Source organism: Mucilaginibacter sp. P2_A4, from assembly GCF_056405015.1.
The window spans coordinates 264,052-276,266 of the sequence record NZ_JBFUCX010000006.1 but is presented as its reverse complement, the minus strand read 5'-3'; the positions used below and the strand labels follow the sequence as shown (position 1 = coordinate 276,266).

The window sequence follows — 12,215 nt, the reverse complement described above, 5'->3', positions numbered from 1 at the left end:
ACGGGGCTAAAAAACTATTACTCAATACCATTCACCACAATGGCTACTCACTGTTCAGCTAACTGAAATTTAATAGGTATTACATATTTAACACGTACAGCCTGGCCATTTTGTACACCCGGTTTCCAGGGCTTAGCCAGCTTTAGCACTCTTAGTGCTTCTTCATCAAACCCAAACCCCGCACTATGTTCAACTGCTATGTTTGATAACCTACCATCTTTTTCGATAACAAAACCTATGATCACTCTGCCGGATACACCTTGTTCCTGGGCCATAATGGGGAAGCGTAAATTTTTTTGTAAAAAACCGCTCCACGCTGATGGGCCGCCAACCGGCTCCGGCATCACTTCCAGGCCGCCAAAATCATGTATGGTATTATCTGCTACAGGAACAACCACCGGGGCGGTACCGGTACCTCCTTTGGCTCCAGAATTATCGAGTACGTTTTCAACACCTCCACTTCCGGCAACCTTAACATCGGCGTTGCCAATAGCGCCTTCAATTTTGCTAATTACGGGCGGCTCTTCGGTTGGCCCTTTACTAACAATTACCGGGGTAACAAACCTGGTGGTTGATACAGGCGGAGCAGATTTAACCGGAGGAGCCGGCACTGCAGGTTTTGGCGGTTCAATGGGCTTTACTGGCGCAACGGGCCGGCTAAGCTGCGGGGTAAGATCAACCATTGTTATTTTTACAAGTTCGGGTGGTTTGGGCTTTAAGATCAGGCTGAGCGCTACAAACAATGCGACGCCTGCCAAAGTTATAGCAAGGGCTTTTGCCAAAGTACTCTTATAATGCTGCCTTAATTCATAAGCACCGTATGCTTTATTACGATGGTCAAATACAAAATCGAGCCACTCGATTTTGTATAAATCAAATTTGGCCGAATGCATTTTGTTAAGAATTAAATACAATTATATAACGAATGTACATACATAATATTTCGCAAAAATCGAAATATTCCTACCCCAATAGCCCATTTATGACCCGTAAACCGACATCGCTAAATTCCATGAATACTCTTTATTTATTAACAAATAATCAATAAACAGTTTAATTTTTACATTATTTTAATAAATTATCAAATTTAAAAGACAAAATCAATACATAATTACCATATAAACAGATAAAAGATTAAAATATTTACAAAAAAAGCACGTTTATTTTAATTTTTTACTACTTTTAGATATGGTTAACAGGCTTTATCGATTTACTGCCTTATTTTTTCTACTCTTTTCCGGGTTTTCAGCCTCGGCAAGGGGAGCATTATACCATATTAACCACAAAGACGAAAAAAAATCCACCGTATCGGCTACAACAGCTCATCATAATCCATATAATTATGACGCTATCCTTAACAATGTACCGGTACAGCTTATCAACCTGCAACAGCACAGGGGTGCTTACCCGCTGCATGGCATTTATATAAGCCCCAATTTTTACACTATACATGTAAAGTATCTCAACTTTGTTTGCGGCGGGGGCACCAGCGAACTATCGCGTTTCCGCAAACTCATCCTTTTTCCGTTTCATGATTTCTGGTAGCAGATAAAACAGTTTCATCCGTTTGCGCTGATTACGCAGCCGGATTTTATTGTTTTTTAAAAAATTTAGTTTTAATACTGATGGCATTTTGATTGGGTGCCTCATTCAGTATTAGTTTTTGAAACTGCCCGGTATTTTGATTGGGTACCGGGCAGCTTCTTTAAATTTTATTAACTCTTCCCTAAAACCCGAAGCATGAAAAAATTCATACCATTTGGCATACTTTTACTTATAATCGTATTAGCCCTTGTATTTCCATCTGTTACCTTAACAACTATTAAAGACAGTAAAATTGATACGGGCGATACCGCCTGGCTATTAGTGAGCACTGCTCTTGTATTGATTATGACACCTGGCCTTGCCTTTTTTTATGGCGGTATGGTGAGCAAAAAAAACGTACTCTCCACCATGCTTCAAAGCTTTGTGTGTATGGGCGTAATTACTGTAATATGGGTTATTTTTGGTTTCAGCCTTGCCTTTGGTGATTCCATTGGCGGTTTCATTGGCGATCCGCGTACCTTTTTTATGATGAAAGGCACGCTGGGTAATGCTACCTGGAAACTTGCCCCTACTATTCCGTTGGTATTATTTGCCATGTTCCAGTTAAAATTCGCGGTTATTACCCCCGCGCTGATCACCGGCGCCTTTGCCGAGCGGATCCGTTTTAACTCCTATGTTATTTTCCTTTGCCTGTTCATGATATTCATTTACGCCCCGCTGGCCCACTCCACCTGGCACCCGGATGGCTTTTTATTCGGAAAAGGCGTGCTTGACTTTGCCGGTGGTACAGTAGTACACATGAGCGCAGGATGGGCAGCGCTTGCATCAGCTTTATATTTAAAGGGACGTAACGAAATATCACACAGTCCGGCCCGTATAAGCTACGTACTATTAGGTACAGGTTTATTATGGTTTGGCTGGTTTGGCTTTAATGCTGGCTCTGCATTAGGTTCTGGTACACTTGCAGCAACTGCATTGGCTACTACAACCACAGCATCTGCCGCGGCAGCAATGGCCTGGATGTTTTTTGATATTCTTCGCGGTAAAAAACCTGGGGTATTAGGCGCTTGTATTGGTGCCGTTGTAGGCCTGGTAGCTATTACGCCTGCGGCCGGCTTTGTAACAATCCCCCACTCATTAATCATCGGTATTGTTGCGGCTGTGGTAAGCAACCTGGTAGTTATCTGGAGAAGCAAAACCAGCATTGATGATACGCTGGATGTATTTCCGTGCCATGGCGTAGGCGGTATGGTAGGTATGCTGTTAACCGGCGTATTTGCTCATCAAAACGTAAACGCGGGTAACACAACCGGCAATGGCTTGTATTATGGCGAAACACATTTATTCTTCCTGCACCTGATAACTTTAGTAGGTGTATCGGCATTCGCGTTCTTTGGCTCATTAATCCTGTTAAAAGTAACAGACATGATCAGCACGTTACGTGTTACTCCCGAAGAAGAAATGGCAGGCTTGGATCTTAGCCAGCACGATGAAGGATTGTAATTTTTATAATAATATCAATTGTTCCTGATTTTATCAAACCCTAACTAAACTAACAAGACAAGAAACAAATTTTAAAAAATACTTTGTCAAACCAATAACACAAAGAATTAACGTTTTTATTATTATCTCGCCAGGTTAATAAAAAACTAAAGCCGCCCTGTATTAAAGGGCGGCTTTTTTATTGACCACGAATTTGGCGAATGTAAAAGGGACGAATTTCACTAAGAGAGTCGCTCTTATTATCTCCCCAACCAGCCTACAATATGGACACATCTCTTGGAACTTATCAATTAATAAAACCGTTTGCCATTTCGACCGAACCAATTGGGGTTTTGAGCGCTGGAGGTGAGGAGAAATCTACTACCCCCTGCATCTCGATATAAAAAGCCTAAATACAGGGTGCAGAAAATTTCTCTTTCGCGCTCCCGTTCTTTACCCTCCCTTGCTCAATCGAAATGACAATCTATTTTATTAAAAAGTGCTTCCACAAAGCACTTCTGAATCAATGGGCCAGGCAACCTACCACTCCTTGGTCGATATCTTTTTGATCCCTTTATCGGTTTTTGGCAGCGATGAGGTTTTTAACATGTATGATTTTAATATCGCACCTACCTGGCGGCTGTTTTGCAGCACTTTATCCAGGTAAACAGCCAGATCCCTCTTGTCAACTTTATTTTTGGCCTCCTCCAATGGTATATTTACACCTGGCGTAGGCACATCAGCCCCATATCTATCGCGCTGGTACGGCGTATAAACAAAATCGGTAAACCAATAGCGGTATTTCCCATCCTTCACCTCTATCCTTAAAGTGTAGGTAATCTGGCCGCCAACGCTGCTTAATATCAAAGCCTTTTTAGCAACCATAAAACTACCGTTGCCTGTTAAAACACCCTGAGCTTCATCAGCCAAAGATGTTTTTATTTTGCTTTTTGAGGCCGCCGTTTTCATAAAATATAAACCCCTGCGGTACAGTGTATCTTTGCTCAAATCGGCTTGCGCTACGGTTTGGTAATAAATATACTTGTTGCGCTCATCAAAAGCCAGTGAATCTGCTTGCTGTGCCGCTACGGTTTTAGCAAAAAAGATACACATCATGGCCACTATCAAATTTCTCATACGTTTAAAATAAGTATTATAAACAGCTGCGCCAAATTTAACCCGGGCATGCAGCTTTTGCTATAAAGATAAAAAGCCTCCCGGTTATCGGGAGGCTTTTCTAAAAATATTGCTTTACGTAAATTTTAGAAAGAATATACCGCCGCTAATACAAATTGCGAAGCGGATTTAGTACCGGTTAAACCGTCACTTTTAACAAATCCATCTATATTTTTGGTGTGATCCAACCTAAATTCTGGTATAAAATTTAAAGGACCAGCTTTAATATTAGCAGTTAAAGTAGAAGCAAATACTGAATTACCCGGAGCAATACCAATATCAGGACCACTGTTTGTTGCTTTTGCTTTGAAATACTCTTCTCTTAAACCAAAAGTTACTGTTTTTGAAACAGCCAACTGCGGATACAACGCGTAACCGTAATAATTTAACGCGCCAGCACCTGTTTTTCTTGCAGCATTTAAGCCTAATTTAAAGGCATCAGTTATTTGGTAAGCTGTAGTTAAATCCAATACAGTACCAGAATATTTACCGCTTGCCAGGTTAATATAAGCTGTCCACCCTTTAACAGGGGCTAAAAACAACTGCGCACCAAAGGTTGATACTTCCGGAGTACCTGAATTTGATTTGTAGGTATTCCAGTTATCATTAAATACACCAGCCATTAAACTAACTTTATCAGAGAAAGCGTAAGTCGCCTTAAAGCCTGCATTTTGGAACGGGCCGGCACTAAATAAATATGATGTGGAATAGTTAAAATTGGCTGCCGGGCTAATAACTTCGTAACCAACAAATGTTGCCATATAACCTGCGGTTAAATTAAAGCTCGCGGTTACATCATATGAAACATATAAATTTTGAATATGATAGCTGGAGGTTCCTGCTGGTAAAGAGCCATAAAGCGCATCAGGAATTGATTGCTCCTGGCCACGCGGACCAAAAGACATTTCACCAACAAAAGATGCTTTACCCACTTTTTTCTTCAAGCCCAGATCAATCATACCGATAGATACTGAATTTTGATCAGAGGCAAAAGAAGTTTGAATATTGGGACGCTTTGCAAAATCATATTTGTAATAAGTATCTACCGAGCCATAAATGACCAAAGGAGCATCTGAAGTGGTCTTCACCGTGTCCTGCGCTTTAACCGTAAAAGCGGCAATACTTAAGAATGATAAAAGTAAAAGTGTTTTTTTCATGATAACGATTTAATTGATTTGAATTTGATTTGGGTTGAATAAAGCTTCCCCATTAAGCTAATGCACAACATAGCCTTCAGGTAAAGCGGTTAAAATTTAAAAGATTAAGAAAAATACCTGTGCGGATGGTAAAACAGATGTCGGTAATGATTTAACCAACCGCACAAGGTATTATAGAATTTTATTATACTGTAGTTGGGGATTTTACACCTTTATCAAAAAGGCCGCTCAAGCTGATCTCGTCATCCTGAACCGGGTAAACTTCAATACCGTGATCAAATACATCGATACCACCGGCTCCTGTTTCACCTTCTTCTTCAATGCGTAATTTCCATGGATGACCTAATTTATTGATGACAAACATCATTGCAAAAGTTACTATAAACACAGCTGCTGTAATGGTAAAGCTACCAATGGCTTGTGCTTTAAGTACGCCAAAGCCGCCACCGTAAAATAAACCTGTAACCGGTGCTGAGTTATCAGCTCCTGTTGGGCCTGTAGCACCAAACTGGCCAGATGCAAATAAACCTAATGATAATGTACCCCAGATACCGTTAAAACCGTGTACAGATACTGCACCAACCGGATCGTCTATACGGAACCATTCGATCAAATAAACACCACCAAAGATGATGAAACCAGATATACCACCAAGCAATATAGCACCAAGCGGGCTTACCCAGTAGCAAGGGCAGGTAATGGCAACTAAACCAGCAAGGAAACCATTAATAGTGAAAGCTAAATCAAACTTACCTTTGGTTGGGCCAAACCATAAAGCAGCAAGCATAGCAGTAAAACCACCGGCGCAGGCGGCAAGCGTAGTGTTGGCAGCAACACGGCCAATACCCTGCATATCCATTGCAGATAAAGTAGAACCCGGGTTAAAACCGTACCAGCCAAACCACAGGATGAAACCACCCACTGCAGCTACTAATAAGTTATGACCTGCAGGTAATCCGCCTTTTTCTTTATCATCACGGGCAAAAATCCTACCCAACCGTGGGCCTAATACCATTGCACCCGCCAATGAAGCTACACCACCAATAGTGTGCACCACTGTTGAACCTGCAAAATCACGGAAAGGCTGAGCGCTGATGTGAGCTAAGAAGCCTGAAGTTCCCATTGTTGCAAGGAAACCATCCGGTCCCCAGGCCCAGTGACCAATTATTGGGTAAATAAAACCTGTAATACCTATACTGTACAAAATATCGCCACGGAAGCTGGTACGACCAATCATTGCACCAGAAACAATAGTTGAGCAAGTATCAGCAAAAGCGTACTGGAATATCCAGTGTGCCAAAACAGGGATACCTGTTGAACCGTAAGTATCAGGCGTGTTTTGCAGGAAGAACCAGTTAGTGATGGTTTTACCATCAGCACCCAATCCACCCCAGCCAATGAAACCGTTACCATTACCAAACATAAAGGCATAACCTATGGCATAAAATAACAAACCACAAAGGCAAGTATCAAAAATACACTCCATTAAAACGTTCACCGTTTCGCGTTTGCGGGCAAAGCCTGCTTCAAGCATAACGAAACCAGCCTGCATACCAAATACTAAAAAGGCTGCAACCAGCGTCCAAACCGTGTTAACTGTATTAATTAACGTGGTTTCATGAGCGGTGTATGTATCGGCAGCATGTGCCGATGTGCCAAATACACCTGGCAGAACCATCATTGCTGCAAATACCAGCAATAGGCCAATCATTTTTCCTGTTAGAATGGTAGCACCCAGCGCCCATTTCTCTCGTGTCAGCTGCCGGACTGAACTTAGGAGGTCTAATTTTGTAGAACTTACTTTCATTTGTTTTTTAATTTAGTTTGATTGTTTTTTAATAGTTTAATTTTAGTTTGATTGTCGTATTGTTAATTTGTTTGATTGCAAGGGATAAATTATTCAGAATTACCTCTCAAAAACACACTCTTTAGGTTTTGACCTATAAAATCTACATTCCTTTTGTAAAAAATATAATATTTATAGGGTTTCTGTAAATTATTTCCTGAAATTAGGTAGTATTTTTAACAATAACAAATTTTCGACAAAAAAAAGATCACAAAAAGTGTAAAAATTATAAAAATCATAATTCAAAAGTTAAAAACAGATTAAATTTTAATGAATTTCAAATTACAAAACGCAATAAATTCACATTAAATGAAAATAACACAAAAAATAAGATGATTTAAATCTTAAAGTTCCATTTTTTACCTGTTTTAGTTAAAAACAGTTAAAAAATTAACGCAAAAGGTAAGTTTTATGGCATTATGCAATAAAAATAAACTTTCACTTATATAAATGATTTATAAATCAGGCTGCCGTATATCACTTCCCTCTATTATATTTCAATTATTTTTAATGCTTATTTAAAGGATAGTTCTATTTTTGATTTTGCCTTTATTTTAAACCGCATATAATTATGTCTAACATTCGATTTAAAGCACTGCAGGACGTTCTGAGCAGAACCATACCTGAAGTTAAACCACCTGCTGCAAAAATCTCTGATTATTTTGGTGCCAATGTTTTTGATAAAAAGAAAATGAAGGAATACCTTTCAACAGAAGCATACCAGGGCATTGTTAATTCTATTGAAAAAGGCGAACCTATCCCACGTGATTTAGCAGAACAAATAGCATCTGCCATGAAATCATGGGCTTTGGGCAAAGGAGCAACACACTATACACACTGGTTTCAGCCACTTACCGGCACAACAGCCGAAAAACACGACGCTTTTTTTGAACCCACTGCCGATGGCGGCGCAATTGAGCGTTTTAGCGGCGATGCTTTATCTCAACAGGAACCGGATGCATCCAGTTTCCCGAGTGGCGGCATCCGCAATACCTTCGAGGCCCGGGGCTATACCGCCTGGGATCCTTCATCGCCCGCGTTTTTAATGGCGCGTACTTTATGTATACCCACCGTATTTGTATCATACACCGGCGAAGCGCTGGATTATAAAGTACCATTATTAAAGGCTTTGAACGTTTTAGACAAAGCCGCGGTGGATGTTTGCCACTTTTTTGATAAAGGAATTGAGAAGGTAAACGCCTCTTTAGGTTTAGAACAGGAATATTTTTTAGTTGATATCGCCTTATTTAATGCACGCCCGGATATGTATTTAACCGGCCGTACCCTTTTTGGTCATATCTCGGCCAAAAACCAGCAGCTGGAAGATCATTACTTTGGCGCGATACCAGGCCGGGTATATGCCTACATGCAGGATATGGAAGCCGAAGCCCTATTATTGGGCATCCCATTAAAAACACGCCATAATGAGGTTGCGCCGTCACAGTTTGAATGCGCCCCTATTTATGAGGAAATAAACCTGGCCATTGACCATAACCAATTATTGATGGATTTGATGGATCGCGTAGCCAGGCGACATAACTTTAAAGTGTTACTGCACGAAAAGCCATACGCCGGCATCAACGGATCAGGCAAGCACAATAATTGGTCGCTGATTACCAATACCGGTAAAAACCTGTTATCGCCAGGAAAAACGCCAAAGAACAACCTCATGTTCCTTACGTTTTTTGTGAATACCATAAAAGCGGTTTATGAACATGCCGACCTCCTGAGGGCATCGATTGCATCGGTGAATAATGATCACCGCCTGGGCGCTAATGAAGCTCCTCCGGCCATTATATCTATTTTCCTGGGCAGCCAGTTAAATGATGTACTGGATGAGATAGAAACCTCCAGGATCAGCAAAAAAATAAAAGAGGATAATTTATTATGGCAGGGCATCCCTAAAATCCCACAAATATTTCCTGACAATACCGACCGTAACCGTACATCGCCTTTTGCTTTCACCGGTAATAAGTTTGAGTTAAGGGCAGTGGGTTCTTCAGCCAATTCGGCAAGCCCAATGACCATTTTGAACCTTATTGTGGCCGATCAGCTTAAAAAGTTCAAATATGATGTTGATAAGCTGATAAAAAAAGGCGAAAAGAAGGATCTTGCCTTATTGATCGTTATTAAAAAATACATCAAGGAATCAAAAAATATCCGTTTTGAGGGTAATGGTTATAGCGATGAGTGGGAAAAAGAAGCCGAAAAACGTGGCTTAGCCAATATAAAAACTACGCCTAAAGCGCTTGATGCATTTTTATCAGAAAAAGCGGAAGTACTGTTTGCAGAAACCGGCGTATTTACGCCGCGTGAGGCTCATGCCCGCCACGAGATATTATTAGATAGCTTCTACAAAAAACTACAGATTGAAGCCCGCGTAATGGGCGAGCTGGTACTCAATGTGATCATCCCGGCGGCGATCGCTTACCAAACCAAACTGGTTGAAAATGTAAAAGGACTAAAAGACTTGGGTATGGCCCCTTCAACTTATGAGGCTCAAATGGATATTATCAATAAGATATCTGAACATGTTAACTTCATTAAAACCAACGTTGATCACATGGTTGAAGAGCGCAAAAAAGCAAACATCATTGAAGATATCCGCCAGCGTGCCATTGATTACGATGAAAAGGTAAAATCATTCTTCGCACCAATCCGTTACCGGGTTGATAAGCTGGAGCAACTGGTTGATGACGGTATGTGGCCATTGCCTAAGTTTAGGGAGTTGCTATTCATCAAATAATTACTCCACTAACTTCACGGAATAAAACGAATGCCACTAATTTTATAAGTTAGTGGCATTTTGTTTGAAGTATGACCTTTCTTGATACCTGTTTTGAGGTAGCTTGCAATGTAAGGCTTTGCAAGTTTGCTCTGTGTGCCACCTCGGGGTCCTCTGCGAGAGCCCCCCAATGCTATTAGTTTATCAGTTTCTCCCCCAGCGGGGGGGGGGGAATAGCTTTGTAGCAAAAAAGCAAAAATGAAGCTCCGTGCCAGAGGTACGGAACCTTAGGTAGCGTACCTCTGGCACGCAAAAGACTATGTATTTATGTTTTTCTACAAAGCTTTTGCTCCCCCGGAGCAACCCATCACTCTCCTAACTTAATAACATTGGAGAGACCCCGAGGGGACATAATCCGACTGAATTAGCATCATTCGCTTGTATTCGTGAAATTCGTGTATCATAAATTCGTGCTATGCAAACAAATCACTCGCCTTATGCTGCTCAATAATTGCCTCACGATACTTACTTAACAGGGACGACTTGGATATAAAGCCAATAAACAGGTTATCTTTTGTTACCGGGAGCTGCCATACATCAATGGCATCAAAGGTTTCCATTACACTGCTGGCTGGCTGCTCATAGTCAATTATTGTTGGCGGTACAATCATAATATCCGCAATGGTATTATCGGCTATCTCCTGGTTAAACAGGCGGCGGCGAATGTCATCAATCAGCACTACACCTTCCAGCCGGCCATCATCTTTCAATACGGGGAAAATATTGGCATCGGTTACCGCCAAAATCTTATAAAAATCATTAACTGTTGTTTGCTTGTCAACCGCAGTGTATTTTCTATTGATAACACTATCAAGCGTAATGGCATTCAGCATACTATAATCCTGCCCGGGATGAATGTTTTGCTCATGAATAAGGTGCTGCCAGTATATATTATGTGGCGACGACAACCGCGATATAATGTAGGAGATAGAGGATACAATCATCAGCGGAATAAATAAAACATACCCCCCGGTTATTTCGGCAATCAAAAATATGGCGGTGAGGGGCGCGTGCAGTACACCGCTTAACGCCCCGGCCATGCCTACAGCAATAAAATTACTGGTATTTAAATGGATAAGCCCGGTTGCATTTACGCTATAAGCCACCAGCAAACCTAAAAACGCGCCGGTGAACATGGTAGGCGCAAATGAACCGCCATTACCACCCGAGCCTAAGGTGATACCTGCCGCTATGATTTTCATAAACACCAGCGATGCGATAAACAGGATCATGAGCATCGGCTGCGAAAGCCAGTTAGCAAATAACGATTCATCTTTTAGGGCATCAATATTACCATTCAAAATCTCCTGCAGGTAATGATAGCCCTCGCCAAAAAGCTGCGGAAATAACATAATAATACCGCCTAAAAACAAACCACCCAAAAGCGCCCGCACATAACGGTTTTGTTTTTTCAGGATTCCGCCCTCCAGCTTGCCGCCTACCTTATTAATATATAAGGCCATCCATCCGCTAAACAAACCCAGCAAAATATAAAAAGGAATTGCGGTAACCACCCAGCCCTCGGTAACCAAATGAAAAAGCTGACCAGAATATAATAATTTAGAAACCACCACCCCCGTTGCTGATGCAATCAATAAGGGTATAAATGTAGGTATGGTAATTTCGCCTATTAATATCTCCAATGAGAACAATACTCCCGCTATGGGACTGTTGAATACCGCCGCTATACCAGCCGAAGCCCCGGCAGCCAGTAATACCGTTTTTTCGTAGGGACTAAGTTTAAAAAACTTACCCACATTGGAGCCGATGGCGGCACCGGTGGCTACAATAGGCGCTTCCAAACCGGCCGATCCTCCAAAACCTACGGTTAACGAACTGGTTACTATATGCGAGTAAATATTATTTACCCTGATGTTTGATCTGTTCTTTTTAATATTGACCAAAATACTGCCTATGCCTTTTTGAATTTTATCGCGGTTGATGAGATGCTGCCAGGCTACGGCCAAAAAAATACCCAGTGCGGGCAAAAACACATAAGCGATATGATAATACAGGTGCGATGAGATGCTGTGGCTTACATCCTCCATAAAATGCACCAGAAACTTTAACGCGATGGCTGCAAGGCCTCCAAAAAAGCCCACAAACACACTGCAATAAATTAAAAAGTTACGCTGGCTGTTTCGCCTAAGGCGCCAGCGGTTTATTTTATAGGAGATAGATTTTAATATCAACACAGATTTCACGAATTAAGTCGAATTAACAC

8 protein-coding genes are annotated in these 12,215 nt (G+C 41.3%); 3 read left to right on the top strand and 5 right to left on the bottom strand.

The features are described 5' to 3' along the window. Positions 1–47: 47 nt before the first annotated feature. Positions 48–893: an energy transducer TonB gene (locus tag AC1DYB_RS13855; protein WP_477435725.1), complete on the bottom strand. Its 846-nt coding sequence runs from the start codon at positions 891–893 to the stop codon at positions 48–50. Positions 894–1,188: 295 nt separating this feature from the next. Here AC1DYB_RS13855 and AC1DYB_RS13850 point away from each other — a divergent pair, with 295 nt between their 5' ends. Together AC1DYB_RS13850 and AC1DYB_RS13845 are read left to right on the top strand one after the other, a co-directional pair. Next, positions 1,189–1,545 carry a hypothetical protein gene (locus AC1DYB_RS13850; protein ID WP_295719869.1) on the top strand — a complete coding sequence of 119 codons (357 nt, stop codon included), beginning with the start codon at positions 1,189–1,191 and terminating at the stop codon, positions 1,543–1,545. 195 nt (positions 1,546–1,740) lie between these two features. After that, positions 1,741–3,048, top strand: coding sequence for an ammonium transporter (locus AC1DYB_RS13845; protein WP_295719866.1), 1,308 nt, complete (start codon positions 1,741–1,743; stop codon positions 3,046–3,048). A 519-nt stretch (positions 3,049–3,567) separates the two neighbouring features. On the opposite strand, the gene AC1DYB_RS13840 is transcribed toward AC1DYB_RS13845, so the two are convergent. The 3 genes from AC1DYB_RS13840 to AC1DYB_RS13830 form a co-directional block, all read right to left on the bottom strand. Continuing rightward, positions 3,568–4,164 carry a DUF4468 domain-containing protein gene (locus AC1DYB_RS13840; RefSeq protein WP_477435722.1) on the bottom strand — a complete coding sequence of 199 codons (597 nt, stop codon included), beginning with the start codon at positions 4,162–4,164 and terminating at the stop codon, positions 3,568–3,570. 125 nt (positions 4,165–4,289) lie between these two features. Further along, positions 4,290–5,360 carry an outer membrane beta-barrel protein gene (locus AC1DYB_RS13835; RefSeq protein WP_295719863.1) on the bottom strand — a complete coding sequence of 357 codons (1,071 nt, stop codon included), beginning with the start codon at positions 5,358–5,360 and terminating at the stop codon, positions 4,290–4,292. 184 nt (positions 5,361–5,544) lie between these two features. Continuing rightward, positions 5,545–7,167, bottom strand: coding sequence for an ammonium transporter (locus AC1DYB_RS13830; protein ID WP_295719860.1), 1,623 nt, complete (start codon positions 7,165–7,167; stop codon positions 5,545–5,547). A gap of 610 nt (positions 7,168–7,777) precedes the next feature. Between AC1DYB_RS13830 and AC1DYB_RS13825 the strand changes: the two genes are divergently transcribed. Then, the gene (locus tag AC1DYB_RS13825) at positions 7,778–9,952 is read left to right on the top strand and encodes a glutamine synthetase III family protein (RefSeq protein ID WP_295719858.1); all 2,175 of its coding nucleotides are present in this window, start codon (positions 7,778–7,780) and stop codon (positions 9,950–9,952) included. Positions 9,953–10,404: 452 nt separating this feature from the next. On the opposite strand, the gene AC1DYB_RS13820 is transcribed toward AC1DYB_RS13825, so the two are convergent. Continuing rightward, complete coding sequence (locus AC1DYB_RS13820) at positions 10,405–12,186, bottom strand: chloride channel protein (protein WP_477435720.1); 1,782 nt, start codon at positions 12,184–12,186, stop codon at positions 10,405–10,407. Positions 12,187–12,215 lie beyond the last annotated feature (29 nt).

What these genes read in the sequence shown, in the direction of transcription:
- AC1DYB_RS13840 (WP_477435722.1), bottom strand. Translation starts at nt 4,164, where the DNA reads ATGAGAAATTTGATAGTGGCCATGATGTGTATCTTTTTTGCTAAAACC.
- AC1DYB_RS13835 (WP_295719863.1), bottom strand. Translation starts at nt 5,360, where the DNA reads ATGAAAAAAACACTTTTACTTTTATCATTCTTAAGTATTGCCGCTTTT.
- AC1DYB_RS13845 (WP_295719866.1), top strand. Translation starts at nt 1,741, where the DNA reads ATGAAAAAATTCATACCATTTGGCATACTTTTACTTATAATCGTATTA.
- AC1DYB_RS13825 (WP_295719858.1), top strand. Translation starts at nt 7,778, where the DNA reads ATGTCTAACATTCGATTTAAAGCACTGCAGGACGTTCTGAGCAGAACC.
- AC1DYB_RS13830 (WP_295719860.1), bottom strand. Translation starts at nt 7,167, where the DNA reads ATGAAAGTAAGTTCTACAAAATTAGACCTCCTAAGTTCAGTCCGGCAG.
- AC1DYB_RS13855 (WP_477435725.1), bottom strand. Translation starts at nt 893, where the DNA reads ATGCATTCGGCCAAATTTGATTTATACAAAATCGAGTGGCTCGATTTT.
- AC1DYB_RS13850 (WP_295719869.1), top strand. Translation starts at nt 1,189, where the DNA reads ATGGTTAACAGGCTTTATCGATTTACTGCCTTATTTTTTCTACTCTTT.